The sequence below is a fragment of the Candidatus Sericytochromatia bacterium genome, from assembly GCA_035285325.1.
Classification (GTDB): Bacteria; Cyanobacteriota; Sericytochromatia; order S15B-MN24; family JAQBPE01; genus JAYKJB01.
Genome location: JAYKJB010000138.1, coordinates 26,776 through 53,680, shown reverse-complemented (window position 1 = coordinate 53,680; position 26,905 = coordinate 26,776). Strand labels below are relative to the sequence as shown.

The following is a 26,905-nucleotide window of genomic DNA, read 5'->3' as shown; positions in this document are numbered from 1 at the left end:
GAGTTTGTGGCCGAGGTGATGGACCAGTTGGGGATGGCTTCCCAAGAGACGTTCACCAAAGATGATTTCGTCAAGGTGATGGGTCGCATCACGGATTTTGGCAAGGACATGATTCAAAACGCCCCCCTGCTGGAATCCGACGACGCCGAGGCGCGCACCCACATGGCCGCCATGTTGGATGCGTTGAAGGCACACGCCCTTCCGCTCCTCCAGCGATCCTCCGCCGACGTTTCGTGACGGAAGGAATCGGCCGCTTACCGCCGAGGCGTGCGTCACACGCCTGCGGCCACACCCTGCTCGCCCGCTCCAGCACCAGCGCGCTCGCCTTGGGTGGCGTTTGGTTCGGGAGATTGAACGGATTCCTGCTGGCGTCTCTGTTGGCCCTCGATCCCTCTTTGGCGCTCGCGACCACCGGCACGCCCAGTCCAGCGACCTCCGCGCCGGCTGAGACTTCGCTGGAGGCCCTGATCAAGGAGAGGCTCGCCATCCCGAAGCCTGACCTGACGCAACTTCAGATCGAGGAAGCCTACCGGGCATTCGAACAATCGTTGTGGGGAAGGCGCGTAAAAATCGAGGGAACGGTGCTGGATGCCGTGCAACGTTCGGGGGGCTATTTCATCCAGGTTCAACTGCCCCATATGGCGCGCCCCATGCTCCTGCCTGCGCACCGTGAGGCCGCTGTCGCGGCCAGACGGGGAGCCAAGATCACCGTCACGGGAACCCTCAGGGGTTTGCACGGGATCCACCTTGAACCGGATCTTGACGACCTGCGTTTCCCTGAGTTGCCCCCGCCGGGAGGAAAACCATCGACCGCTCCATCCCCCAGCCCCAAGGTCAAATGAACCTGGATTTTCCCGAGTAGCCCGGCTCTAACCTTGATTTTCGGGAATAGTAACAGGGAACTTCCCCAAACAAGGGACGTTCTGCGGGGGAGATAGGCGACTTGCAACCCGGGGAATTGATCGCCAATCGGTTCAAGATCATTGATGAGCTGGGCACCGGCGCCATGGGCGTCGTCTGGCTCGTTGAAGACGTGGACACGGCCCAACGGGTGGCACTCAAACAGGTGTCGACCCACCTCGGCGACGAGGGCGCTCTGCGATTCAAGCAGGAATTCCGCTTGATGACCCAGCTGCGCCATCCGAATTGCTGCCAGGTGCATGAATACGGGCAACTGGAGGATGGCACGCCGTTTTTCACGATGGAGGTGGTTCCTGGGCACGGCCTGGACGAACGGATTCCTTTCGAACCCGCTGCTGTCCTCCGCCTGCTGCCATCCCTGTTGGCAGCGCTTGGACACGTCCACGAACTCGGCTTCGTCCATCGCGACCTGAAGAGTCAGAACGTCCGCATCAAGCCGGATGGCACCGTCAAGCTGATGGACTTCGGCCTGATTGAGTATGCCGGCACACGTGACCTGCCCATTGCCGGCACCCTGGGATACCTGGCGCCTGAAATCGTCCTCAAAGGGGAGGTGGATGGCCGGGCCGACCTCTATGCCATCGGTGCGCTGATCTTCGAACTGGTCACGGGTCGTCTTCCCTTCACCTACGACTCGCGGGCGGAAATGTTGCGAGCCCACGTTCACGAAGCCCCTCCCGAATTGCGACGGCTGGTCCCGGATTGCGATCCCGTTCTCGATCGGGTCGTACGCAAATTGCTCGCCAAGGCCCCCTCCGACCGATTCCAGTCGACGGAAGAGGTCCTGTCCGCCTTGGGTTTCGAAGCGGGTCGCGCCAGCCGAAGCCTGCTCTCGCCGCCTCTGATTGGTCGAGAGCACGAGAGCTCCCTGCTTCAGCGCGCCGTGGAACGCATGATGGACGGCCAGGCGCCTCCCACCATCCTGCTGGAAGGCCCGCCCGGCATCGGAAAAACCCGTCTATTGAGAGAGTTCCGGGCTGGCCTGCAAGTCGACGGAATCGTGCCGGTGGTGACGGGCGCGGGCCGGGGCGAAGACAGCACGCCTTACGCCCCCTTTCGTGAAGTCTTGCGAGGCTTGGTGCCCGCCCTGAAGGAACACATACCGGAACGATTGGAAGTTCATGCCTCGGTTCTTTCCTCAATCTTGCCGGAACTCTCCCAGGCCAGCACGCCTGAGATGGATGATCCGGCCAAGGAAAAGCTGCGCTTGATGGCCGCGATCGGCGATCTGTTCGCCAGCCTGGCCGCTCGTCGCAGCTTCGTGGTGATCCTGGAGGATTGGCACCTGGCCGATCCCTTGTCACGGGACCTGTTGGATTATCTGCAACGTAACCTGGCGCAACTTCCCCTGCTACGGGTCGTCGCGACCCGCCATCGTGAACACCTCCAAGGGGAGTGGGTGGCGCATGTCGAAAACGTGAAAATCGCCGCGTTGGGGGACAACGAGATCGCCCAGATGGTCGCGCGCATCCTGGGAAACGACGCTTTGGTCGCGCCTTTGCTCCGGCCGTTGGCCGAACTGACCGAGGGCAATCCTTACCACGTGCAGCGCTTGCTGGAGCACCTGGTGCGGGAGCGCCTGATCACACCCGGTATGGATGGCTGGTTGATGGACGCGCCTCTGCAGCCCGGCGCCCTGCCCCGCAATCTGCAGGGGCTGCTGCTGCGCAAGATGGCGCAGCTACCGGAGGACGCCATCACCGTGGCACGCATCGGTGCCGTGCTCGGGCGAGGCTTCGATCTCGCCCTGCTGGGTGAACTCACTGGCTTTGGGGAAGAGCGTCTTTTCGACGCTCTGGAGTCGCTGGAACGACAGCAGGTTCTGGAGCTCGATGACGACAACCACTATGACTGGTCACAAGCCATTTTCAAGGAAGTGGTCTACGAGAGTTTCACGCCCGAACACCGAACCGCCATGCACGCTCGCGTGGCCGCCGTGCTTGAAAAGCGCATCGGCAAGGGCAAGCTGCGCGAAGCCCCCTTCGATCTGATCAAAGGGGTGGCCGACCATTACACCGTGGGCTGCCGCCCGGACAAGATCGTGACCTTCGCGCTTGAAGTGGGGCGTCGAAGCGCCATGTTGTTCGCGAATCGCGAAGCCGAGCGGTACCTCAGCACCGCCGTGACCCTGCTTCAGGCAGATGGGGACCCGCGCTGGGACAAGCCTCGCCTGCTCGCCCTGCGGCTTTTGGGGGACACCCGGCGAATGTCCGCCGACATCGCTGGCGCCAAACACTGCTACCTCGAGGCCATCCCATTGGCCCAACGCGTGGGTGCCTCGATGTATCTCGCACGCATGCTCACCTCGCTGGCGGATTGTTACACGAGTGAAGACAATCTGGCCGAGGCCCTCGGATGCTGTGAGCGGTCGCTCGAAGTCTCCCTGAGATCGGGCGACCAGGCCTCAGCAGCCCGCTGCTATCTGACCTCTTCCATGCTGCGATACATGCAGGGGAACCTGGCCCAGTCCGTGGTGCACGCCGAGGAGGCCCTGCATCGTGGCAGGGAAGTGGATGATCGAGGGGTGGTGGCCGAGGCCCTGGCCTTCATCGGTCACCTCTACGTCGCGACCATGCCCGAGAACGCGTACGTCGGCATTGCCCACCTGGAAGAAGCCGTCCAGCTGCTGGATGAACTTGGCCACAAGGTTGGCCTTCAGAATGCTTACAATTTCCTGGGCGCTGCCTTCTTCAAGCTGGGCGAGTTCCGCAAGGCGGAGAATGCGTTCCGCCTCAATCGCAACCTGGCCTTCGAACTGGGTTTACGGGAGGAGGAGGCCTTCGCGCATCTGAATCTGGCCATCACCAACTACGAATTGGGAGAGTTTGACCTCGGGCTGGTTGAAGCGGAATCGGCGGACGCCCTGGCGGCGGAAGCTCAGATGCATCTCGTACACGCCTTGGCGATTACCTTCAAGGCCCCTGGTTACGCGCATCTTGGTAGATTGCGCGAAGCCTCCAAGGCCCTCGCGGAGGCGGAGGGATTGTTCAGGGCCAGTGCGAACAAGATGCTGGAAGCCCGGGTGCTGGAACACCGAATGGCCCTGCTGCTGTATCTGGGGCGCGCCGCCGACGCCCTGGAAACGGCGGACGGCCTGCTGGACTTGCTGAAGCTGACAGGAAATACGGAACCGGAAGGCCACGTGCTGGCCATGCGCGCCGAAGCCAAGGCTCGTATGGGCAACCTGGCGGGGGCTCAACGTGACCTTGAAACGGCCTGGGCCAAGGCGCTGGAGGGCGGCGCACAGGCTTTGATGATCCACGTTCACAGAGAAAGAGCCTGGATTGCGCTCCGGGAAGAACATTACGAAAAGGCCAAATTGGAGGTGGAGGCAGGGCTCGTCCTCGCTGAAAAAACCGACGCGATTCTGTCCCTGTGCGACTTGCTGGGCTTGCTCGGAGAAACCCGCCTCGCCCTGGGGGACAGCGAGGCCGCAATGGCTTTCCAGCGCCTGACCGAATTGGCCAGCCATTCCGGTTCACGCCTTCAAGAGGCCCTGGGATATTTCGGGCAGGCTGCCTCCCGCCCCTATGACCCGGAGGCCAAACGCCACGCGGAACGCGCCCAGCAACTGGTCCATTCCATGGTGGCCGGGTTGGACGGGGAGGCCGTCAAACATTTTTGGAATCCCATCGAAAGGCAACGGGTCATGCAGGGCAATTACATCGACTTCAGCTTGAGTCGGAAGCGCGCGCAAACGCCGCAGGGGCCGATCGGGCTGCCATTCGGGATGAACAAGTTCTAGCCCGCAGCCAGATCGACGGCTCGACTTGCGGTTATGCGGGGGACCTGATAGCATTTGAATGCAAGCGCCCATAGCTCAGTTGGATAGAGCGTTTGACTACGAATCAAAAGGTCCCAAGTTCGAGTCTTGGTGGGCGCGCTCGATTCCCCCGGCACCTGACAGGGTGTCGGGGTTTTTGCTTACACATTTCCCCTACGGCAGCGTGCAGCTGACGCCTCTGATGGGCGAAGCCGGGTTGCGTGGGGCCGATCTTTGGTCCGCCAGGAGGATCACGATGACCACCACCCTTCCCTTCACGTCCTGGGAACTCCGCCCGGAATTGCTGGCAGGACTGGAAGCCCAGGGCCTCCAGACGCCCACCCCCGTCCAGTCTGAGGCCTTTCCAGCCGTGCTGTCGGGCCGCGATCTGCTGGTGCAGTCCCGCACGGGCACCGGCAAGACCTATGCCTTTGCCCTGCCGATCCTCCAGCGCCTCCCGGTCACCGAGCGTCCCCGCGTGGACGCCCTGATCGTGTTACCGACGCGAGAACTGGCCCTTCAGGTGGCCACCTCGATCACCAAGCTCGCACGCCCGATGGGCGTCGAGGTCGCGGCGGTGTACGGGGGCGGGTCCTATCGGGACCAGTTACGCGCCATCGCCCACGGGGCCCGCATCGTGGTGGGTACGCCGGGACGGCTCGTCGACCATCTCGAGCGGGAGCGTCTCGATCTGTCTTCCTGCCGCACGCTGGTCCTGGATGAGGCGGATGAAATGCTGGACCTCGGCTTCGCCGAGGAACTCGAACGAATTTTTTCCGCGCTGCCGGCGGACCGCCAGTCATTGTTGTTCTCCGCCACGCTCGCGCCCGAAATCCGTGCCCTGGCCACCAAGACGCTGCGGGAGCCTCAGGAAATTCGCCTGTCCCAGGGCGGCAAGTCCGCACCGGAGATTCAGCACGTGGCCTACGAGTGCTTTGCGGAGGCCAAAACCGATGCCTTGGTGAATGTCCTGCACGTGGACCAACCCGCTCTGGCGATCGTCTTCTGCCACACCAAGCTGGAGACAGAGCAGATCGCCGAACGACTTCGCGAAGAGGGATTTTCGGCTGGATTTCTCAATGGTGACCTGCCTCAGGAGGCTCGCAGTCGCACGCTCAATCAGTTTCGTCGCGGCCTGATCGACCTGCTGGTGGCCACCGATGTGGCCGCCCGCGGCATTGACGTGAAGGGCGTCTCCCACGTCTACAACCTCGGCGTCCCGCGCGACCCGGAGTCTTACATTCACCGCGTGGGTCGAACGGGCCGGGCTGGGGCCAGCGGGGAAGCCGTGACGTTCGTGCCGCCTCGCGATGCAGCGCGCTTTCGGCGCATGCTGATCAACGCAGGAGTCGAGATCAAGACGAAACCTGTTCCCCAGCCCTCCGATGTCCGAACCAAGCTGCGGGAGCGCTTCCATGAGCAATTGACGGCCCGCATTGCGACCGGTCCTGACCCCGACTATCTGGCACTCGCCTCCGAACTGTTGGGCTACATCGAACCCGCCGATCTGGTGGCGGCCCTGCTGGCCGGAAACGAAGACGCGCGTGCGACGCTGTCCGCGGGGAACGATATCGTGGTGCCGCGTCGACCAAGCCCGGTGGCGGCGGCCAGCGGACCTGCGCGTGCCAAGCCAAGTCCACGCGGTGCCAAAGGCGACCGGCCTGGCGAAGCTGCTCCGGCGCGAGGCGCGCGCGGAGGCGAGACCCCCAAGGGACAGGCTGGAACGGACCGCCCATCCAAGGGCGAAGTGAGAGCCTTCGTGCCGGATGGCGAGGAAGGCCCGAAGCGCCCGCTGCGACGGCTAAGTGAACATCACGAACCCGGCTTTACGCGCCTGTGGCTCAATCAGGGCAAGTCTCACGGTTTGACGCGCGGTGCCCTGGTCAAACTGGTGTGCGGGGTTGGCAATGTGCAGGGGGCCGCGATCGGGGCGATCGCCATCCATCCGCACTTCGCCTTCTTTGACGTTCGCGACGCGGATGCCCGTCGCGTGTCGACCCAACTGAACGGCATGAACTATCGCGGACGCGCCCTCAAAGCCAACGTGGTGGAGTGAACCGGGAGGATTCTCCTCGGTTTTCCCTCCCAGGCGATTCCGCTTGCCTGCGTGACGGCGTCGCCCCCTCGCGCAGGCACGTTTCATTCTCAGCGGGCGTCAATGGCGAATGGCTTCAGGTCCTCCAGACGGCAAAACTCCAAGGCCGCCACGTGAGTAGATTCCAGCAGGACGTAGGGGGCTTTGCCGGCCTCAAAGGCCTCTTGCCAGCGTGGCGCGCACAAACACCAGCGATCGCCGGCCTTGAGGCCGGGAAAACCCCATTCTGGGCGCGGGGTCGACAGATCGTTGCCCATGGCTTGGCTAAAGGTCAGGAAGTCATCCGTCATGACGGCGCAAACCGCATGAAAGCCGACGTCGTCGCCCGTGACCTCACAACAGCCATTGCGGGTGAAACCGGTCAAGGGAGTCGTGCTGCAGGACTTGAGTTGCTCACCATACACGTTGAACTGCGCGGACGGTCCCAGGGAACTGAATGACGAGGGCACGGTGAGAGGCTCCTTTCAAGCTGAGCCCGCAGTATCCCATACCGGCTGGCGCCAAGCTAGCATCGCGAACCAGTCGAGGGGCTGCCGTTCGGCATCTCGCGGGCTTGCATGTTGGCATCCGCCCCCAGGGCAGGACACCCTTGTGGTCATCGCTGGCGCGATCCAGACGTGGACGGCCACGGGGTTCGCCGCGGCGGCATCCCAAGGAGGTCATGATGAGCACCCACGCGGTTCCTCCGGCCCGCTGGCAGGAGTTCCTCTGCTCGCTCGGTAATCATCGGCTCAATCAACCGGTCAGTATTCAGGTGTCTGGAGGAGAACTCGGCAGCCAAGCACTGGCGGAACACCTGCCACTGGTGGGGCTGTCTCTGGAACAAAAGGGCTCGGAGTCAGGCGCCATCGAGGTCACCCTGGCGGGTGGAAGTGGCCCCTTCACCCACCTCGTGCTGGAACCCCAAAGCGTGTGGGCCCAGGAAGACGCTGCCGGACGCGTTCACGCACTGGACATCGAAGACAAGGCCAAGGTCAAGACTCTGATCTTCTTCGAGGAGCCCGCCCGGGAGCCCTCCCTGGAAAGCCCTCCCACCAGCGAGGTCGATTGACGGGCCACCCGTGCCGCGGGGCAAGAGGTGATCCGCGCCAGGCTACTCAGCCCTCAACCATCTGCTCGTGGCCAAAGGTGATGCCCCCTCTCGATTCGAGCTTGCCCAACAGGGCGAGACCCATATCCCCCGAGAGCTGGAATTCATTTCGGCGAACCCGCTGGATGTTGCCCTCCTGCAGCGAAAAATCCGAACGATTCAAGCCACCGCTCACCAGAGCAGTCACAGCCTGCTGAAGCGCAGCGGGATCGCCGGTTTTCATTTTCGCCAGGACCTCAGGACGGACAGACAGCGTCATCCTGACTGTATCCTCCGATGACAAACCGGCGATGAAACCCTCATCCAACGGTCGCCCGTACACGTCTTCAACCGTGTTACGCAACGCCGCGAATTGTTCCCGGCTCACCGTCATCGTCACATTAGCGCCCGTGACCACGCCTTCCTTGGAGACCAGGCTGATGGTTCGCTCACCGCGCACCTGACCGTTGGCCCCCTGGTTGAGCAAGGTGGCACTGGCCCCGGCCTCAGCCGCCACCCGAATCTTCATCGTCCGCTCACCCGTGCGACCATTGAGTTCCTGGCCCACCCCCACCTCGCTGCCAGCACTGGCGGATGCGGCAGCCAGGGTCAATTTCAGCAGCCCTTCGAGACCGTTTTTCTCGAAGGCGTCGGCATTCTGGATCAAACCGGTGCTACCTTTTTCGGCTTGGCGCAACCCCGCCTCCAAGGAGGCCTCGGCCGAGGCGGCGGTGTAGAGCCCGATGTCCTGGGAAATGGATTCGAAGATGGTATTGGTGGCCGGCGAGGGCGGACCCCCGGTGGCCTGCTGCAGTGCTTCGGTCAGCCCGGGGACGGTGTTGAGACCACTCGCCTTCGCCACGGAATTCAGCACGTGGGACAGCGTGGCCCCGCTCGATGGATCGTTCGGGTCCAGCCGCGTGGTCAGGGTCACGGTCTGGTTCGCGCCGAGTTCCGCTTCAGCCTTGGCCTCCGCCGTCAGGCCAACTCGGTGCTGCCCCCATGTCACCCCCGCGTTGACGCCAACTTCCGCGCTGTAGGCCGCTCCGTCCCGCGACACGTTCGTGAGTTTGACCTCGAGGCGCGTCTCGGGCTTCCCGGTGGCCGGGTCGAGGATGGGACGATTCTGTTCATACAGAGCCTCGACGCGCCGAACCGTCAGCGTGGCTCCCCGATCCAGCTTGACATTGGGCGCCCCCGTGAATTCCGTGGGTAGCGTGACGCCAGCCTCGACCTCCACCGAAACCGCTTCCCCTACGGCCAGTCGCTCGGTCAACACGGGGCCGAGGGGCCCCATGCCCTTGTCCGTGTGGACCCGACCGCCGACAGGCGAGCCGTCCAGCACAGGGAGGACGATGCTCTGGAACGCGTCGCCGGCTGCACTGGTGACCGTGGTGGCAAGCTGAACCTGCGTCTTTACGACACCGTCAAGCGCCTGCTGGCCTTGTCGAAGGCCCGCTTCCAGCATCTGACGCCTTGGCCGGCCAGGGCGGCCAGGCCCTCTTGGGCCCCCTTCAGCGCTTTACCCGTGACGTCCGCCGCCTGTTCCGTGCCCGGCAGGACCAGTCGACTGGTGGTGCTCGAGCCTTTCAGGGCCTCCGGCTTCGCCTCCAATGGTCCGGTGTTCACTGCTTTTTGGCCGCTGGGCGAGTTGGCTTGCTTGGCCGGCGGTGGGGGAGGTGGCGGAGGGGTGAGCTTGGCAGTGGCCTTGCGGTTGGGTTGAATCTGCATCGACACTCCCTCCAGGGTTTCTGGCGAAATACAGCTGGCTAGTGCCCCTTATACCCTTGGTGTCGCGAACGAACCGGTCTGAGGGTCTTTATGGCATGGGAATCGAGAACTGGCGCCGTGCCAGGATGGCCGCCCGCAGGTCGGCCTGGTGGGACGGGTCGGCGATCGCCCAGAGCGCCTCCGCGCGCTCGCGCAAACTCTTGCCGCGCAGGTCGGCCACCCCGTGCTCCGTCACCACATACTGCACGTGCCCCCGGGTCGTCACCACCCCGGCACCAGGGGCCAGCACGGGCTTGATCCGGCTCAGGCTGCCTTGCTTGGCGGTGGAGGGAAGGGCGATGACGGCCTTGCCGCCCGGGGCGATCGCCGCCCCGCGCACGAAGTCCATCTGTCCCCCGATGCCGCTGTAGATCTCGGTGCCGAGGGAATCCGCACACACCTGTCCCGTCAGGTCGACCTCCAGGGCGCAGTTGATGGCCGTCATGTTGGGCTGCTGGCGAATCAGGCTGGTGTCGTTGACCACATCGGAGGGATGAAAAACCACCGACGGATTGTCATGCACGAAGTCGTAAGTCTTGCGCGTCCCGATCACGAAGCTGGTCACCGTGCGGCCAGGGGCCAGCAGCTTGCGCGCATTCGTCACCACGCCCCGCTGAATCAGGTCCACCAGACCATCGGAGAACATCTCCGTGTGGACGCCCAGATCGCGCTTGCCCGCCATCGCGGCGAGGGCCGCGTCGGGAATCGCCCCGATCCCGACCTGGAGGGTGGCGCCGTCGCACACCAGTTCCGCGATATGCGAGCCGATGGCTCGGGACACGGCATCCAGCGGACGGGGCGGCAAGGTGAGCAGGGGACGGTCCGTCAGGACAAAGGCATCCAGGTCGTCGACGTGCAGCACGCAGTCGCCCATGGTGCGAGGCATCTGCGCGTTGATCTCCGCCACCACCACGCGGGCCGACAGCACGGCCTGATGGGCCACATCAACCGAGGTTCCCAGCGAGCACCATCCGTGGTGGTCGGGTGGCGAAAGCTGCACGATCGCCACATCGATCGGCAATAGTCCCTGCCGCATCAGGTGGGGAATGTCGCTCAGAAAGACCGGGATGAAGTCAGCCTGGCCCGCGTTGACCGCGGCCCGCACCCGCGATCCGCAGAACATCGAATGGATTCGCACGTGCCCCTGAAGGGCCGGGTCGAGCAGCGCTTCCTCGCCCTCCTTGTGCATCTGGTAGACCGCCACCTCCTCCAGGGCGAGCGCGTGACGGGCGAGCGCTTGTTCCAGCGAAAGCGCGACGGCACACCCGCCGTGCAGAAACACGTGATTGCCGCTGCGAACCAAGCGGACAGCCTCTTCGGGTGAACACGCACGAATGCGCCAATCTGAACTCATCGAACGCTCCACTCCCGGGGATGAGCCGACTTGGGTCAGTGCCTCTCAGACCGAGGCAGACGGCAAGAAGGACAGGACCTGGTCGCAAAAGGTCGACACATCGATCGGTTTGGACATGTAGCCCCGAAACCCGTGCGCCATGACCCGCTCCCGATCGCCCGCCATGGCGTGCGCCGTCAGGGCCACGATAGGGATGTTGCGCCACTCAGGCGTCGTCAAGATCGACCGCGTGGCGTCCCAACCATCCATATCCGGTAACGAAAGGTCCATCAGGATCAGGTCAGGTTGCCGCTTCCCAAGGGCCTCAAGCGCTTCGCGCCCCGTGCAGGCCTCGTCCACGTCAACACCCTGAGATTCCAACAGAAAACGAGCCAATGCCCGATTGTCCTCGACATCCTCGACCAGCAGTATGCGCATCAGGAATGAGAGCCTTTCTGAGCGAGAACCGCACGCAGCTCGAGCAGCAAAGAGTCCGCGTTCAGGGACGCCTTGCGCAGGATGCGCTGCGCTCCCGCACTGAGGCGCTCCTCATCGCGCGGGGTGAGCGTCATTGCAGTCAACACAATCACGGGAATGGTCCGCAGGTCGGCATCGGAGGCCAGGGTTTCGATCACCAGGAAGCCATCCATCTCGGGCATCAAAATGTCGAGAACGACCAGATCAGGGCGCCGTTCCCGGATGGCCGCCATCGCCTGCTGCCCATCAGACGCCTCACGGACGTCGAAGCCCGCCGAACGCGCAAGGTCACGCACCAGCGCGCGCGCATCGGGTTCGTCGTCGACAATCAGGACCTGATGCGCCTGACCGGGAACCCCTTTGATGGTTCGTCGCAAGGTTTCCAGCAGGCGCTCACTGGCAATGGGTTTGACAATACAATCCGAGGCACCCAGGCCAAACGCCATCGCCCGATCCTCCACGATGCTCATCATCACCACGGGAATTTCCGCGAGGACCGGATTGGCCTTCAAGCGTCGCAACACCTCCCAACCGTCCAGTCCCGGCATCATGACATCCAGCGTGATCACGTCGGGGCATAGCCGCTCCGCCGCCTGGAGCCCCGCTTCTCCGCCCAGGGCAGTCAAGACACTGAATTCGCTGCCTTGGAATCGATTGACCATCAGGGCCAGAACATCGGCGTCATCGTCGATCGCCAACACCACGGTTCCGGGCGGCCGCTCACCCGTCGCCAAGCAGGCTCCCGGCGTCGAAGAGTCTTCCATCCCGGGGGCCAGCGGAAGTGACAAGGTGAACGTGCTTCCAACTCCCAGTTCACTCTCCACGCGAACCGTGCCCCCCATCATCTGGGCCATTCTGAGGCTGATGGCCAGACCGAGGCCCGTGCCGCCCACCTGGCGCGTGCTGGAGGAGTCCACCTGGCGAAATTCCTCGAAGATCAATCGCTGATGCTCAGGCGCAATGCCGATTCCTGTATCGGTGACTGCCACGCTCCAGCCCTGAGGCTCTCCGGACAGACGCACCTGAATGGTGCCGCGTTCCGTGAATTTGATGGCATTCGAGAGCAGGTTGACCACAATTTGCCGCACTTTTCCCTCGTCGCCCGTGACGCGCGCAGGCGAGTCCTGAACGGCCAACTCGATCGACAGGCCCTTGTTCGACGCCAAGGATTCAAGTGCGGTGATACAGCCTTCAACCAGGCCACGAGGCGCAAAGTCGGCTTCAGCCAGCTCCATCTTGCCTGCTTCGATCTTGGACAGATCGAGCACCCCGTTGATCAGCTCGAGCAGATTCCGAGCGTTGCGAAGAACCCGTCCGAGGCCTTCCCGTTGCTTGTCCGTTACAGGCCCCAACGCCCCATTCGACACCAGTTCGGTGAACCCCAAGATGGCGTTCATGGGGGTGCGCAACTCGTGGCTCATATTGGCCAGAAACTCGCTCTTGAGGCGACTGGCGGAACGAGCTTGCTCGTAAAGTTCAGCGTTTTCGATGGCCACCGCCGCCTGCGCCGCCAGCATGATGGCGAATTCCTCATCTTCCGCGGTGAAGGCATCGCTGCTGCGTTTTTCCGTGCAGTAAAGGCGCCCGAATACCTTACCTCGACGAAGAATGGGCACTCCGAGAAAGCCTCTCATGGGAGGGTGGTTGGCAGGAAACCCTGACGAGCGCGGGTCTTTGGGCATGTCCGCCACCCGCAGGGGGCGCCCCTCCGTGAGCAACGCGCCCAGAAGTCCCTTGCCTTCGGGGAGGTGTGGCATGGCCGCCACCTGTTCTTCCGTCAGCCCGTGGTGCAGAAAACGCTCGATCCGGCCGTTCTCATCCAGCGAGGCCAACGCGGCGTACTTGGCATCCACCAGATGCGAGGCCAACGCCACCAAACGTTGCAACACCGCATCGAGGTCCAAGCCCTGATGGAGCAACATGCCGGCTTCCACGAGCTGCTGCAGTTTTTGTTCGCGCAAAGATGCCTGCACGCCTGCCTCCCCCCTGCTCCGCCACATTATAGGTTCCAGCACCGCGAGCGTCCACGATGCTGCACGCGTCAAGTCAGAAGCCGACTATAATGGCGACATGCCGACTGAAAACGAATCCGCGCGTCAAATTCTCGTGATCGACGACCAGGAGGACAACCTGGCGCTCATGGACGCCATCCTGGATGCACGCGGATTTGGCGTCTTGCTGGCCCAAGACGGACCGACCGGTCTGAAAATGGCCAGAGAGCACAGCCCCGACCTGATTCTGCTGGACCTTGCCATGCCAGGCATGGATGGATTCCAGGTCCTTGAGCAGTTGCGCCAGTCAGCCAGAACACGACGCATTCCAGTGGTCATCCTGACAGCCAACGCACGTGAAGCCGCCCTGGTCGAGCGGGGCCTCGAATTGGGAGCCACCGAATACCTGACCAAACCGATTCAGATGGATGAGCTCGTCGTCCGCCTCCGAAGTGTTTTGCGCCTCTCGCAAGCGGAACGCGAGCTCGACAGGTTGAGGCGTGACTTCGCCTCGATGCTGGTCCACGACATGCGCGCTCCTCTGGATGGCGTTCGGCTCACGTTGGGCGTGCTCAAGCGTCAGGAAGAAGAGGGATCGACGCGCTGGATCATGCTGGACCATGCCACCACGGCCACGGAGGAGGTGGCCGCCCTTGTGGATGGTCTCCTGCAGGCCAGCGCCTTGGAGGAGGAGGGGTTCGTTCCCAACTTTCAGCGGGTCGAACTGGGGCCGCTGATCAAACGTTGCTTGACCATCCTGCGCCCCATGGCGGTGTCTCGAGGCCTGGCCATGAGTGCCGCTGTACCCCCCGATCTTCCGGCGGTCAGGACTGACCCCGACCTGGTCAAGCGCCTGATCGAAAACCTGCTGGCCAACGCCCTCAAATTCACTCCGGAAGGGGCTGTCCAGATATGCGCCCGGACCGTGGAGGACAGGCTGCTGGTGGAAGTCCACGACACCGGGCCTGGCATTCCGGATGTCGACAAGGCCCGGATTTTCGACCGTTATGCGCAGGGCGGCGGCGAGAGCGGTGGTCGCCAGCGCGGCTATGGACTGGGTCTGGCCTTCTGTCACCGGGCCATGACGGCGCTCGGTGGGGCCATTCGCGTGGAGGACGCCCCCGGTGGCGGCAGTGTCTTCAGCTTCAGCCTACCATTGGAGAAGGGCGGAGCCTGACACGCGGCCGGTTGAGTGTCATTCCACTGGTGGGGCTGGCTCCTGTGTCTCAGAGTGGGGAAACGCCTCGCCCCTCTCCCGCCGGCCCTCGATGTAATCGTCGAGCACATGAACCATCGTGCGCGCGTTGCGACTGATCCGCAGCAGGGCCTCTCGTTGGACCTCGCTGATGGGACCAAAATGGCCTTGAGTAAGTACTTCCGAGAATCCCAAGGCCGCGTTGATGGTCGTGCGCATGGTATGGCCGAAAAGGGCCAGCGCGGCTTCAGCCGAGGCTGAATCCGAGGGGTTCCTCAGCGACAGGATTTTTTCGTCACTCACGTCAAAAAACCCTTTCGAATGGCATAGTCCACCAGTTCGGAGCGTTTTTTGAAGCCCAGCTTGTCCATCAAATGGGCGCGATGGGTTTCTACGGTGCGGACACTGATCACGAGGTGGCTGGCAATTTGCTGGTTGGTTAACCCTTTGGCCACGAAGCCAAGAATCTCACGCTCGCGCGGCGTCAAACGCTCGAAGGTTTGGGGGTCTGCGCCGCCAGCCTCCAGGCGTTCCAGAAAATCGGCGGCCAGGTGGGCCTCGTACTGGGGTCGAATGAAGGCGCCCCCTCTGCGAACCTCCCGCACAGCTCCCACGAGTTCCACTTCTGCGGCTTTTTTGAGGACATAACCAGAACCTCCGGCTTGCAGGACGCGGTAGATGGAGGCCTCGTCATCCAACGAGGTGAGGATCAGCACCTGGGTCTCCGGAAGATGAGCACGCAACCGCGCCAACGCCTGAAAGCCGTCCAATTTGGGCATCTGCAAGTCCAACACCACGACATCGGGACGACTGACGAGCGCGAGTCGCACGGCTTCGTCTCCGTCGCGCGCCTGCCCCACCAGGTCGAAGTCTGGCTCCAGCGAGAGAATCGCCGACAGGCCGGCCAACACCACGGCGTGGTCATCCGCGATGAGTATGCGTGTCTTCTCGGCCATGTCAGCGTTGCCTCCCTCGCCGCCTCCCAAGGTATCACTGTGCTCGTGGCAAAGCATCGGGGTTTCTTGCGGAGGTCCTTCTTCCGGTGACAAACAGTTCCGTAAAATCCCCCCAAGCCTGTGAACCCCAGGCCCGCTAGGATATCTGAGACGCACGCCCGACCGATGGGGGCCGTCAAGGGGCCGAGCCGTCGGCTCGATGCGTCCAAGGAGGTGGCCAGTGAAAATTTTGATCGCGACCGATGGTAGTCCCTGCTCCCATCAGGCCATCCGACGGGCAGCCACGCTGTTGCCGCTGCAAGCAGCGGAACTCCACGTGGTCAGTGTCGCGAATGTGGTACCACTGATTGCGGCTGGTGAGGTGGGTTTTGCTGCGGCCGCCCAGGTCCATCGCGAAATGACTCAAGCTGAATCCCACCTCCAAAACGCCCTCGCGGTGCTGGGGAACCTCGGTTTGAAGGCCAAGACGCACGGACGTGAAGGAGACCCTGCCCATGAAATCGTGGCACTGGCGGGTGAACTCGCCGCGGACATCCTCGTCCTGGGGGCACACGGAAAAAACGGCCTGGAACGCCTGCTGATGGGCAGCATCTCGGATGCGGTTCTGCACCAATGGCGGGGGGCGGTGCTGGTGATCCGCCCCGAGACTGCGAATTAGCTCCAGGCGAGCCTGCGGAGGCAGGTGGCGTTCGCCGCCCTTTCCTGTTGCGTCGACGGCAGGCTGAGGCATGCCACGAAGCCCATCAATCCGTGGCCCGCGCACCACCGCCGGCGCGTCTCCCTCCGCGGGTGATGTGCGTGATCAGGCGGGCGATCGTGGCATTGACCGGAGCTCGCAAGCCATGCCGCCTGGCCAGGCGGTCCACCGCCGCGTTCAGAAATGGCATCTCGGTGCTGGCTCCTCGACGCAGATCCTGAATCATGGCGTTCCAGTTGTCACGGGTGTTGTCGAGGGCCGTGAAGACACGGTCCGCGTCCTGGGGGCCCAACACCACCCCCTCCGCCGCGGCGACGGGCATGGCCTCGGCGAGGATATCCTCCACGATTTCCCTCAATTCCGGGGACCCCAGGATGGCCCCGTTCCGTTCATCCAGCACCGCACAGATGCCGCTGACACTGAGATTCAACAACGCCTTGCGCCACTCGACCTCCGCCACGCTACCACCGTGTCTGGCGCGCAGATTGGCGGCATTCAACAGCGCCAGAACCTGCTCGGAGGCCTTGCCGACTTCCGGCTGATCATATCCTGACTCGAACAGCGGCGCGCCGGCCACCACGGCTCGACGCCCCTGCTCGAGGGAGACGCCCACCCAGCATGTCAGGCGAACCAGATGAGCGGTGGGCAGATATGATCGGGCAAATTTATGGACGCCAAGGCCATTCTGGACGAGGGCGACGGTCTGCCCGGCCGCCACATTCGGCGAGAGAACGCCGACCAGCTTTTCCAGGTCGGTGGCTTTGGTCGCCACCACGACGATGGCCTCTTCCGGGATGGCAAAGGCCTGATCGATGGGCACCACCTCCGGGCGAAAGTCCCCGCTCTCCGCGCCAGCCAGCTGGAAGCCGGACTCTGCCAGCCAGGTGGCGCGCGCCGCACGAGCCGCCAAGGTCACGCGGGTGACGTGACTGAGATGGGCCGCCATGTAGAGACCGATCGCCCCGGCTCCAATGATCCAGACAGGGGGATTGGCAGGTGCCTCTCTGAGTTTCAAGCACCCCTCCCGGCAACATCGCCCCGGCCGCCTCTCAGAGGCGTATGATGGGGCCTATGATGCCCCTGCCGAACCACCTTGTACGCGACCATTGGCTCTACGATCCTGCTCGTTGGCCTTTCCTTACCTCGGATGTACCCGGTACCGGGGGCCGCATTCGCCAGGAAGTGGACGACTTTCGCGTGGACGAGCGACAGGCCGCGCCTTTCGACGGCGAGGGAGACCACGTGGTGGTCCGGATCGAGAAGCGGGACCGGACGACCCGTGACGTCATGGACGCCTTGCAGGAAGCATTCGGGCTTGATGTCCACGCGGTGGGTCACGCAGGCCTGAAGGATCGCCGAGCTGTCACCACCCAATGGCTATCCTTGCCGGCGTCCACCGGGATCTCCATAGACCATTGGCCCGAGATTCCCGGGGTTCGTCTGCTGGAGGTGGACCGTCACGGAAAGAAGCTTCAAGCGGGTCATTCAGGCGGCAACCACTTCCAGATTCACGTACGCGGCGCCGATGGGCAGGCAGATCAAGCCAGGGCCGTACTGAGCCGCCTTCAACGGACCGGGGTACCCAACTATTTCGGGCCTCAGCGCTTCGGCCGTGACGGAGACAATGCCTGGGAGGGATTGCAACTTCTGGCGCGGGGGCGGAAGCCCCGAGGGTGGCGCGAAACGCTGCTCTGTCAGGCCGTGCAGAGCTGGGTGTTCAATGATTGGTTGGCGCATCGACTGGCCATTGGGTCCTTTGCAGAGGTGTTCAGGGGGGACATCGCCATCAAGCACGTCAGCGGGGGGAAGTTCCAGGTGGGGGACGCCGAGGTCGAGAATCGCCGGGCCGCGGACTTTGAGATCAGTGCGACCGGGCCGCTGTTTGGGCGTAAATTTCACGAAGCCGCCGATCGGGCCCGGGCCGAAGAAGACCAGGTGTTGGCAACGCTGGGCCTGGAAAGAGCGGGTTTCAGGCCCTTGCCGGGTTCTCGTCGCGCCATCCGGATTCCGCTGGGTGACGCCGAGGTCAGCCCCACTGAAACGGGATTTTGGCTGCGTTTCAGCCTGCCTCCGGGCGGTTATGCCACGGCCGTCTTGCGGGAAGTGCTCAAGGACCATTCCGATGTCGATGGGGAGGGAATGGCCGCCACGCCGGAAGACCGACTCGAAGGAAGTGACGACGACGCCTGACGGGGTGGCGGGAGACACGCCGCAGGCCCCGGTCACTCAGCCCTCGCTGCTCCCGAGCGCGAGCGGCCGAGTCTGAAGATCGCGCCAGGCACACGGCGGAGCGAGGCTCTCAAAATAAAACCTTGCTTAAGTTTTTGTGATCCGACGACAGTTCGTTTCACCGTGGGGGATGAAACAAGCAGCTGGGTGTGGCGTGTTCCCCGGCGAGAGAGAGTGTGTTGTGCGAGCCGACGATCCCAAGCATTCCGGATTCCCTGCTGCGAGCCCGACCGCAGCCCCCAAAGCCGGCCCTGCAGAGCGTGGCGCGCCGGACGGGTCGGCCAAGGGCGCCTTTGGCCGGGATGCGATGGCCACCCAGGCGAAGCCCGAACAAGTCGCCGGGTCCGCCGTCGCTGCTGCGTCGTCTCGGGAGGGCGCCGAACCGACGGGCAACCCGCTGGCCTCCAGTCCCGCTCGGAAAGCGGTGGATGGCCTGGCCGGTACCGCGGGGGCTGCAGACGCCGCGCGCGCGGTCCCCTCGACGGCCCGCGTGTTGCGAGCAGCCTCGCAGTCTGGGGGCTTGGGCAAGCTTTCTTACGCCGGACGTTTCGCGGCCCAATTCGCGGATGAGGCCGTTCGCCTGGCTGGCGTGCTGACGGCGAAGGCACCGGCTGTGGCCAAGGTGTTCAATGGCCTGGCCCGCACCGCCCCCTTGCTGGGCGCGGGCGTGGCTGCCCTGGATGTCGGACGGGCAGCCATGGAAAATGATCCGGTCAAAAAGCAGGAAGCCACCGGGCTGGCCGTGCTCAGCGTGACGGGCGGCGCGGCGGGGCTGCTGGCAGCGGGCGGAGCCGCGGGTGTGGCGGTGGGCGGACTGGCCCTGGCTCCGCTGGTGGTACCCATGACGGTGATCGGGATTTCCGCCACGGCGGTCTCTCTGCTGGACCAGTTCTTGCTGGGCGGTACGCTGTCTCGCCCCATTGGAGCAGCCTTAGGGCGGGCCACCAAGGCCTTGGGCTTATCGTCTTAGGCGGCTGACGCGCGGATACCTGCGGATCCGCAACAATCGTTGCCCTCCGTCACGCCCCTGGGGCACCGGCTTGCAGCCAGTGCAGCACCATCCTGATCGGCGCTCCGGTGGGCCCCTTGATGCGATACCCATCGACCTTGTTGGACCAACCGACCCCGGCGATGTCCAGGTGAACCCAAGGCTTGCCGAAAGTAAACGGCTTCATGAACGAGGCGGCCGTGATGGAACTCGCCTCACCGCCAGGGTAGTTGACGAGGTCCGCAATGTCGGACTTGACCATGTCGTCGAAGCGGGGCTCGTTCAAAGGGAGTTCCCAACCCGGGTCACCAGCCAGGCGTCCCGATCGTATCAGGGCAGCGGTCATGGCAGACTCGGTGCCCATCACCCCACAGATGGTCCGTCCCAGGGCAATCGCTACCGCGCCAGTCAAGGTGGCCATGTCGACGATCGCCCTCGCGCCGAGGTCCTTGGCCGCATAGGCCAGCGCGTCGGCCAAGATCACGCGACCCTCTGCATCCGTGTCGTTGATCTCAGCCGTCAGGCCTCCATACATCGTGAGTACTTCATTGGGACACAGCGCGCGATCACTCGGCATGTTCTCCACGCTGGGAATCACCGCCACAAGGTTCACCGGCAGGCGCAGATACGCCGCGGCCAGCACAATGGCCAGGGCGGCCGCGCCACCGGCCATGTCGTACTTCATCTTTTCCATTCCACGGGAAGGTTTGATCCCGATGCCGCCTGAATCAAAGGTCACCCCTTTTCCGACGATGGCAATGGGGGGCACCCCCGGCTCACCCCCCTCATGGTGGAGGGTGATCAATCGAGGCGGCTGCTCACTGCCCCGCCCAATCGCCACAATTCCGTTGAAGCCCCGCGAAGCGAGTTCCTGCTCGTCCATGACCGCCACCCGAAGGCCCGCCTCCCCAGCCAGACGAGACGCCTCGTCGGCGAACACGGCCGGCGTCAGGTCGCCCCCTGGGCGAAGAATCAGACGCCGGGCGTGGTCGATCGCCGTGACAATCTGCGCGGCGCGGGTCCAACCAGCCTGGTGGGCCGCGTGATGCAGCGGCTCTCCCACCCATTCGAACACCGTGAGCCGAGGTTTGGGTTCAAGCAGCGCCTTGCTGGCACGCACGAATTCGAAAACCGCCAGGCGAGCGCCTTCACCCACAGCCGCTGCCAGGTCCGCCGGAGCGGCGTCGCCATCCTCCCGGGTCGCCCGCAAGCCCGTCGGCAGATGGTAAACGGCTGCAGTGACCTCAGCCTCCTGCAGCGCGCGGGCCGCAATTCCAGCCGCCCGACGAAGGCCCTCCAGGTTCGTCCGATCCGGTGTACCAAGGCCCGCGAGGGCGATTCGACGGACGGGAAGCTGCGGAGCGTAAATGAGTAAACACTCATCGGCCCGCCCCCGGAAGTCACCGGCGGCCAGGACGGAAGCCACCAGCCCACCAAGTTCAAGGTCCCAGGCTTGGAAGGCCTCGGGCAAGACGAGGGTGGTGTCGGAGAAAACGACCAGAGCGGACGAATTCGGGTCCGCCAGGGAGGAAATGGCCTGATGAAGCGGGGAAGACACGATGAACCTCTTTCCACGCCGCCGATTGGGCCGAAACGAGGCCGGGGGCGACGGACCGGTCCATCAGCTTACCATCGGATAGGCTCAAAGTGGTGGGACGGGGTATCCCAGGCCTGATTGAGCGTCAATTCGCGCCGAGTGGCCTCCTGGTATACCCAGTCGATCTTTGAGATGACCTGATTGACGGTGTCGTTCCCACATTCCTTTTGCCCGGTCCGCGACTGATAGAGCAATTTGGCCAGGGCCACCCGGCTCTGCATCGTCGTCAGGTTGCGCCAGTCCCGCCCATCGATCACCCGGTTCCGGTCCACGTCGTAGCGGGCCAGTTGCTTCTGCAAATCCGGCACGACGAAAGCGGCTTTGGCTGGATTTCCCTCCGTTCCCCCCACGACGGCGAGCACCTTGGGTTCAAAATCGCTGCGGACCGGGACGACTTCAGGCCTGCCGCTCAAGGGTGACATCCGGGCCTCGGTGCCCGGAGCGGCCAGGGAGATGGTCGTGGCAGAGGGAGTGGGAAGGGAGGCAGCAACCGGTTTAGACGGCTGTGCGGCCGGGCGTGCCTGAGACTTCGTTTTGAACGCCTTGAGCTGAGCGAGTATGCCCGGATGGTTGTAAGCGCTGGCCAGATCGTGCGCGGCAAATCCCCGCTTGTCCTTCAGGTCGGGATTGGCGTTATAAGCGAGCATTTCATACACCAGCGTCCCGTGCCCCTGCTGGGCAGCCCACATCAAGGGGGTGTAGCCCTCGTTGTCCCGTACATTCGGGTCAGCCCCTTTGGCCAACAAAATCCTCGCGACGGCCAACTGTCCGTCCTGCGCGCTCCAGTGAAGGGCCGTGTAACCGTGATTGTCGCGGGTATTGAGTGCTGCACCCGCATTCACCAGCTGTCGAACCACGGTCTCGTACTTGTTCTGGGTCGCCCAGATCAGCGCCGTGTAGCCCTCCCGATCCTGGAGGTCGAGATTGGCCTTCAGGTAAACCAGGGTGGCCACGGCATTGACCTGCCCGTTCAGGGCCGCCCACATCAAGGGCGTGTAGCCTTCGCTGTCCGGGGTGTCCAGACTCTGCCCCTTGGCCACCAAGGCCTTGATCCGGGCCACGTCGCCGCTGGAAGCGGCCAGACCAAGTTCGGTGGCACTGGCAGCCGAGACGGGCTCAGGGGCGCTCAGGCTGGAACACAGAATCATCGTGGCGGCGATGAGCAAAGGCGCGACTCGCATCGTCGGAACTTCCTCGCGGAACGGAATGGACACCAAGTCCCTGTTCGGAAAAACGGGGACGCAAGTTCCCTATACCCGACGAGGGGCGCCTTCTTCGCCCCAAAAGGCGCGCTCCCATTATGTTCTCGCGTTTGCCTGAAGGCGCGCCGAGGGCCGGCCGGCGACGGGTCGGCACTGTAATTTTTAACTAAAATTTAACCCGATAAGCAGGTCAGAATAATTCATTAACAGGAGATTATAATTGCATAATTTACTGGTTAAGTACTGGAGGTTCCTGCCGTGCATCAACGTTTGCTTCTCACTTCCATGACCTTCTCGGTTCTCGTCGCCTCGGGATGCGCGGACGGCCCCACGCAGGCGGTCCTGCGGACGACTGAGCTCAAGCCGGCCTCGGCGCCTCAGGCTGCCGGCGCGTCGATCGGCGTCAGCCTCGAACAGGCCACATCGCCATCGATTCGTTCGGAGGGCAGCTTGTCCGCTCCCGCCGTGCCCCCCCAGGGGAACGTCCTCCCGCAGGCCATTCCCTTGCCCCCTGCCGACTCGGTAGCCATCCCGGAGGCCCCTCAGTTCGACCTGGCGGTTCGCCGCAGCACTGCCGCGGGTGAGGCGGAAAGCCAGAACATCCTCGATCCCTGGCGCCCCTATGGGGTGGGCATCATGAAAAAGACTGCCACCTCGGTGACGATTGCCTGGCGCACGGATGCTGACGCCAAGGGGATCGTGTATTTCGGCAAGACCTTCGGCCTGGAGCGCCGCGGTTATGACGGGGTCTACCACCTCAACAAGTCTGAAAAGTTGCAGCAGGTCACCATCGAGGGCCTTTCCCGGTTTCGCTCCTACACCTTCACGGTGGTGGGCCTCGGCCCCCTCGGCATGCAGTTTCCGAGCTACCCCTTTCAGACGCGCACCCATCTGTTTTGAAGGGAAGACGGACCGCCGGGTCTGCCTTCCCCTGACCTCCGACGCGTTCCCCGCTTGACTGGAGCCTTACCTTGATGAACCGCCTTGATCAACTCATCCGGGGTGGAACCACCGACCCGATCGCCGAAATTTGACGCCTTAGTCCTTCCTTGGTGTGTTTTTTACCAAAAAGACGCAAGCGGGCGTGACTTCTTCGCGATAACCCTGTCGTGTCCTCCCGTACGCCTTGAGGGTCCGAGCTTGTTGAAAGTGGCCACAGCCGTCGTCTTTTCCGTCGCCTTGCTGGTCGCCAGTGGCTGTGCCCGCGCCGGTAACCCTGGCCCCGTGGTAAGTGTGCCGGGGAGCCTGGGAGTTCGAAGTGAGGCAGGCCTCGCGGAGGGTTTCAATAAGGTATACGCCGCGGCGTTTGCCAAGGCTGACGCCAACGCAGACCTGATGATCGACGAGTTCGAGGCAGGGCCCTTCATCGACGTGCGAGATTATCAACGCGCAGATGACGATCGCAACGGCAAGCTGTCCGAGCGCGAGTTTCGCACGTGGGCCTCTCGGGGAGGCGTGTTCGGCCTGTTCCACCAGAACGTGGGAGACTTTGTCCGGATCTACCGGCGGTCCTTGCTCAAGGCGTTTGAGCACCTCGACACCGACAAGAATGCGCTGCTGAGCCCCAGTGAATCGAATGACGCCGCCCTGCAACGCGCCAACCTGACGCTCACACTGAAAGGCATTCGAACCGCGGTCCGGATCACCGCCATCGACGCCGCCACCTTTCAGGCCGCTGATAAGACCCAGGACGGCCAGCTGAGTCAGGCGGAATTCGAGGACCTGGCCATCGCGGCCTGGGTCACCCTGATCAACCCACCCAAGGGCGACCAGAGCACGACGCCTCTGCGCTGAACTCGTTCTGAGCCCTCCAGGTCGGCGTCCGGATTCCACTGCCCCCATCCCCTCAGGCGGGACAGTTCCCTCCCAGGCTGCTAAAATCAACGGGTCGCGCGCTCCGCGCGACCGGCGGTGAGCTTTGGGAGGACCAGCGTGGCAGAGGGTTTGCGGGTTGTACTGTTTGGCTTGGGGCCGATCGGGGCTTCCATCGGGCGCTTGGTAGCGGAAAAGCCGCACGCGACGATCGTGGCCGCCGTGGACGCCGACCCGGAGAAGGTCGGCCGAGACCTGGGCGAGATCCTGGGACTCTCTCAATCGCTGGGAGTCCCGGTGCTGGGCAGCCTGGCGGAAGGGCTCGAGGTGCCCGCCGATGTGGTGGTGCATTGCACCGGCAGCTACCTGGTCTCGGTCCGAGACCAGTTGGTGTCTTGCCTCTCGGCAGGCCGAAACGTGGTCTCGACGTGCGAAGAACTGGCCTATCCGTTGCGGAAACATCCCGCCCTGTCGCGGGAACTCAATGAGATTGCGGTGGCCCACGGCGTGACGCTCCACGCCACGGGCGTGAACCCAGGGTTTGTGATGGACAAGCTGGTCCTGACGCTCTCCTCCGTGTGCCAGCGCGTCGAAGGCGCCACCATCACCCGGGTCGTGGACGCAGGTCGTCGCCGTCTGCCTCTGCAGAAAAAGGTGGGTGCCGGAATGACGGAAGCCCAGTTCCGGGCGGAAGTGGAAGCGGGGAGGATCAAGCATCACGGGTTGCCGGAGTCGGCCGCTCTGATCGCCGACGCGTGGGGCGTACCGGTGGACACCATCAGCGAGACGATTGACCCGGTGCTGGCTCGGGCCACCACCACGACCGATTACCTGACGGTCGAGGCTGGTCAGGTGGCGGGAGTCCGCCAAGTTTGCGTGGCGTCGCGTGGGGAAGAGGAAGTTCTGCGGCTGGTCCTGGAGATGTATGTGGGCGCCTCTGCGCCGTCAGACCGGATCGTGTTGCGTGGGGTGCCGGACCTGACGCTCGAGATTCCGGGCGGCACCCATGGTGACCTGGCAACGGCCGCCGCGATCCTCAATGCGATTCCGTTGGTGGCGGCGGCCCCCCCTGGTCTCCGCACGGTGGCAGACCTGCCCGTGCGCTACAGCGACGCCTACCCCGCCTGAACGCAAGGAGCCCTTTCATGTCGCCGCTGACCACAGAGCCTCCTCGCACGGCGATCGCCGCGTGGCGTCAAGGCGCCGGAACCGTCCTCGAAACCGAGGGGGAATGGACCTTGGGACTGCGTTCTCTGGGCCGCTCTATGGTCCTTTTGGAGCGCAACGGAGGCGCATGCCTCGGGATGGGAGGCAGCCTCCTCTCCGAGCGGCAAGGTGACGGCGATGCGCCGGTCCTGGGAATCATCCCTGCCCTGCGCCCCGCGCAGCTGGGGGCGCCCGACTTTCTGCGGGACCACGGCCTGAAATACCCCTACGTGGCCGGCGCGATGGCCAATGGGATTGGCTCGGAAGCGATCGTGGAGGCCATGGGGCGGCATGGAATGCTTGGATTCTTTGGAGCCGGCGGCCTATCTCTCCCACGGGTGGAGGCGGCGATCGACCGCATTCAGGCGGCCTTGGGAGAAGCTCCCTACGGGTTCAATTTGTTGCATGCGCCGAACGAGCCGGACCATGAACGGGATACGGTGGCCCTGTATCTCCAACGCGGGATTCGACTCGTCGAAGCGGCGGCCTACCTGGACTTGACCTTGCCGCTCGTGCGCTATCGCACGGCGGGGATCCGCCTTGGCGAAGACGGGCGTCCCCATGCCCCGAATCGCGTGATTGCAAAGGTTTCACGGGTGGAGGTGGCCTCCAAATTTCTGGCCCCACCGCCGGAAGGCATGCTGACCAAGCTGGTGGAGGAGGGGCACCTGTCGGCCGAGCAGGCGGAATGGGCGCGGGCGCTCCCCGTGGCCGACGACCTGACCGCCGAAGCTGACAGCGGGGGGCACACCGACAATCGGCCGGCCCTCTCGCTGCTTCCGACCATGTTGGCCCTGCGTGACGCCCTGGCCAAGCAGTACGGTTATGCCCGGCGGCCCCGAGTGGGCCTCGCCGGAGGCATTGCCACCCCGGAGAGTGTGGCGGCCGCGTTTGCGCTCGGTGCAGACTACGTCGTGACAGGCTCCATCAATCAGGCCTGCGTGGAGTCTGGCAGTTCCGACGCTGTGCGCGCGATGCTCGCACAAGCGCAGCAGGCCGATGTGGCGATGGCGCCTGCAGGTGATATGTTCGAGATGGGCGTCAAGGTCCAGGTCCTCAAACGCGGGACCATGTTCCCCATGCGCGCCACACGGCTCTATGAGCTTTACCGCAGCCACGACAGCCTGGAGGCACTCCCGGAAGAGGTGCGCAAGTCGCTGGAGAAGGACTACTTTCGAGCCACCTTGGAGAGCATCTGGGAGGAAACGCGGCAATATTTCACCACCCGTGATCCGAGCCAGATTGCGCGAGCGGAGCGCGACCCCCGCCATCGGATGGCGCTGGTGTTCCGCTGGTATCTCGGGCACGCGTCGCGCTGGGCCAATGCGGGTGAACCGACCCGCAAGCTGGACTACCAGGTCTGGTGTGGTCCCGCCATGGGCGCCTTCAACGCCTGGACGGCCGGAACCGCGCTGGCTGAACCCGCTGCGCGTGGGGTGGTGAGAGTGGCGCACAACCTCCTGGTGGGAGCGTGTGCGCTCAAGCGCTGGGAGTTGTTGCGGTGTCAGGCTTCAGGGGCAGCGCTGCAGCTGCCTGTCGGGTTGCCGGTTGCGCCGGTGCTCTCCGACCTTGCCCTGGAACAAGCGCTGGCTTGACCCCCACAC

At 63.9% G+C, this 26,905-nt stretch carries 24 protein-coding genes and 1 tRNA gene; 14 read left to right on the top strand and 11 right to left on the bottom strand.

What is annotated here, in order from left to right:
• The 5 genes from VKP62_17000 to VKP62_16980 form a co-directional block, all read left to right on the top strand.
• On the top strand, window positions 1-237 hold a 237-nt coding region (locus VKP62_17000; GenBank protein MEB3198891.1), incomplete at its 5' end, for a hypothetical protein.
• A gap of 113 nt (window positions 238-350) precedes the next feature.
• The gene (locus tag VKP62_16995) at window positions 351-842 is read left to right on the top strand and encodes a hypothetical protein (protein MEB3198890.1); all 492 of its coding nucleotides are present in this window, start codon (window positions 351-353) and stop codon (window positions 840-842) included.
• 101 nt (window positions 843-943) lie between these two features.
• Window positions 944-4,666 carry an AAA family ATPase gene (locus tag VKP62_16990; GenBank protein MEB3198889.1) on the top strand — a complete coding sequence of 1,241 codons (3,723 nt, stop codon included), beginning with the start codon at window positions 944-946 and terminating at the stop codon, window positions 4,664-4,666.
• A 64-nt stretch (window positions 4,667-4,730) separates the two neighbouring features.
• Window positions 4,731-4,804 (top strand) — tRNA-Arg (locus VKP62_16985).
• 136 nt (window positions 4,805-4,940) lie between these two features.
• Window positions 4,941-6,740, top strand: a complete 1,800-nt coding sequence (locus VKP62_16980; protein ID MEB3198888.1) for a DEAD/DEAH box helicase — start codon at window positions 4,941-4,943, stop codon at window positions 6,738-6,740.
• A gap of 89 nt (window positions 6,741-6,829) precedes the next feature.
• Here VKP62_16980 and VKP62_16975 read toward each other — a convergent pair whose 3' ends face one another.
• On the bottom strand, window positions 6,830-7,207 hold the full coding sequence (locus VKP62_16975; protein MEB3198887.1) for a DUF2237 domain-containing protein: 378 nt from the start codon (window positions 7,205-7,207) through the stop codon (window positions 6,830-6,832).
• 233 nt (window positions 7,208-7,440) lie between these two features.
• On the opposite strand from VKP62_16975, the gene VKP62_16970 reads away from it, so the two are divergent.
• Complete coding sequence (locus VKP62_16970; protein ID MEB3198886.1) at window positions 7,441-7,830, top strand: DUF5335 family protein; 390 nt, start codon at window positions 7,441-7,443, stop codon at window positions 7,828-7,830.
• Window positions 7,831-7,876: 46 nt separating this feature from the next.
• On the opposite strand, the gene VKP62_16965 is transcribed toward VKP62_16970, so the two are convergent.
• From VKP62_16965 to VKP62_16945, 5 genes are all read right to left on the bottom strand, one after another.
• Entirely contained in the window at window positions 7,877-9,316 is a 1,440-nt protein-coding gene (locus VKP62_16965) for a hypothetical protein (GenBank protein MEB3198885.1), read from the bottom strand.
• Window positions 9,265-9,579, bottom strand: a complete 315-nt coding sequence (locus VKP62_16960; GenBank protein ID MEB3198884.1) for a hypothetical protein — start codon at window positions 9,577-9,579, stop codon at window positions 9,265-9,267. Before VKP62_16960 ends, VKP62_16965 begins: the two co-directional genes overlap by 52 nt.
• Before the next feature lie 88 nt (window positions 9,580-9,667).
• Complete coding sequence (locus VKP62_16955; GenBank protein ID MEB3198883.1) at window positions 9,668-10,972, bottom strand: acetyl-CoA hydrolase/transferase C-terminal domain-containing protein; 1,305 nt, start codon at window positions 10,970-10,972, stop codon at window positions 9,668-9,670.
• Between the two features lie 45 nt (window positions 10,973-11,017).
• Entirely contained in the window at window positions 11,018-11,389 is a 372-nt protein-coding gene (locus tag VKP62_16950; protein ID MEB3198882.1) for a response regulator, read from the bottom strand.
• Window positions 11,389-13,401 (bottom strand): response regulator, encoded by a 2,013-nt coding sequence (locus tag VKP62_16945; protein ID MEB3198881.1) that lies wholly within the window; start codon window positions 13,399-13,401, stop codon window positions 11,389-11,391. Before VKP62_16945 ends, VKP62_16950 begins: the two co-directional genes overlap by 1 nt.
• Before the next feature lie 97 nt (window positions 13,402-13,498).
• Here VKP62_16945 and VKP62_16940 point away from each other — a divergent pair, with 97 nt between their 5' ends.
• A complete protein-coding gene (locus VKP62_16940) occupies window positions 13,499-14,596 on the top strand; it encodes a hybrid sensor histidine kinase/response regulator (protein MEB3198880.1) in 1,098 nt (365 codons plus the stop codon).
• Window positions 14,597-14,614: 18 nt separating this feature from the next.
• Here VKP62_16940 and VKP62_16935 read toward each other — a convergent pair whose 3' ends face one another.
• Window positions 14,615-14,917: a hypothetical protein gene (locus VKP62_16935; GenBank protein MEB3198879.1), complete on the bottom strand. Its 303-nt coding sequence runs from the start codon at window positions 14,915-14,917 to the stop codon at window positions 14,615-14,617.
• Window positions 14,914-15,570 (bottom strand): response regulator transcription factor, encoded by a 657-nt coding sequence (locus VKP62_16930; protein MEB3198878.1) that lies wholly within the window; start codon window positions 15,568-15,570, stop codon window positions 14,914-14,916. The genes VKP62_16935 and VKP62_16930 overlap by 4 nt, the downstream gene beginning before the upstream one ends.
• A 220-nt stretch (window positions 15,571-15,790) precedes the next feature.
• On the opposite strand from VKP62_16930, the gene VKP62_16925 reads away from it, so the two are divergent.
• Window positions 15,791-16,228 carry a universal stress protein gene (locus VKP62_16925; GenBank protein ID MEB3198877.1) on the top strand — a complete coding sequence of 146 codons (438 nt, stop codon included), beginning with the start codon at window positions 15,791-15,793 and terminating at the stop codon, window positions 16,226-16,228.
• Window positions 16,229-16,313: 85 nt separating this feature from the next.
• Here the strand turns inward: VKP62_16925 and VKP62_16920 are convergent, their stop codons facing one another.
• Complete coding sequence (locus tag VKP62_16920; GenBank protein ID MEB3198876.1) at window positions 16,314-17,282, bottom strand: 2-dehydropantoate 2-reductase; 969 nt, start codon at window positions 17,280-17,282, stop codon at window positions 16,314-16,316.
• A gap of 56 nt (window positions 17,283-17,338) precedes the next feature.
• Between VKP62_16920 and VKP62_16915 the strand changes: the two genes are divergently transcribed.
• Window positions 17,339-18,457 (top strand): tRNA pseudouridine(13) synthase TruD, encoded by a 1,119-nt coding sequence (locus VKP62_16915; GenBank protein MEB3198875.1) that lies wholly within the window; start codon window positions 17,339-17,341, stop codon window positions 18,455-18,457.
• Between the two features lie 220 nt (window positions 18,458-18,677).
• Window positions 18,678-19,466: a hypothetical protein gene (locus tag VKP62_16910; GenBank protein MEB3198874.1), complete on the top strand. Its 789-nt coding sequence runs from the start codon at window positions 18,678-18,680 to the stop codon at window positions 19,464-19,466.
• Window positions 19,467-19,515: 49 nt separating this feature from the next.
• Here VKP62_16910 and VKP62_16905 read toward each other — a convergent pair whose 3' ends face one another.
• Window positions 19,516-21,042 (bottom strand): leucyl aminopeptidase family protein, encoded by a 1,527-nt coding sequence (locus tag VKP62_16905; protein ID MEB3198873.1) that lies wholly within the window; start codon window positions 21,040-21,042, stop codon window positions 19,516-19,518.
• 68 nt (window positions 21,043-21,110) lie between these two features.
• Window positions 21,111-22,262, bottom strand: a complete 1,152-nt coding sequence (locus tag VKP62_16900; protein ID MEB3198872.1) for an ankyrin repeat domain-containing protein — start codon at window positions 22,260-22,262, stop codon at window positions 21,111-21,113.
• Between the two features lie 279 nt (window positions 22,263-22,541).
• Here VKP62_16900 and VKP62_16895 point away from each other — a divergent pair, with 279 nt between their 5' ends.
• The 4 genes from VKP62_16895 to VKP62_16880 all read left to right on the top strand — a co-directional run bounded on the left by VKP62_16895 (window position 22,542) and on the right by VKP62_16880 (window position 26,896).
• Window positions 22,542-23,183, top strand: a complete 642-nt coding sequence (locus VKP62_16895; GenBank protein ID MEB3198871.1) for a hypothetical protein — start codon at window positions 22,542-22,544, stop codon at window positions 23,181-23,183.
• Window positions 23,184-23,432: 249 nt separating this feature from the next.
• A complete protein-coding gene (locus VKP62_16890; GenBank protein MEB3198870.1) occupies window positions 23,433-24,077 on the top strand; it encodes a hypothetical protein in 645 nt (214 codons plus the stop codon).
• A 138-nt stretch (window positions 24,078-24,215) separates the two neighbouring features.
• Window positions 24,216-25,223: a dihydrodipicolinate reductase gene (locus VKP62_16885; GenBank protein ID MEB3198869.1), complete on the top strand. Its 1,008-nt coding sequence runs from the start codon at window positions 24,216-24,218 to the stop codon at window positions 25,221-25,223.
• A gap of 17 nt (window positions 25,224-25,240) precedes the next feature.
• Window positions 25,241-26,896 carry a PfaD family polyunsaturated fatty acid/polyketide biosynthesis protein gene (locus VKP62_16880; protein MEB3198868.1) on the top strand — a complete coding sequence of 552 codons (1,656 nt, stop codon included), beginning with the start codon at window positions 25,241-25,243 and terminating at the stop codon, window positions 26,894-26,896.
• Window positions 26,897-26,905: the final 9 nt, after the last annotated feature.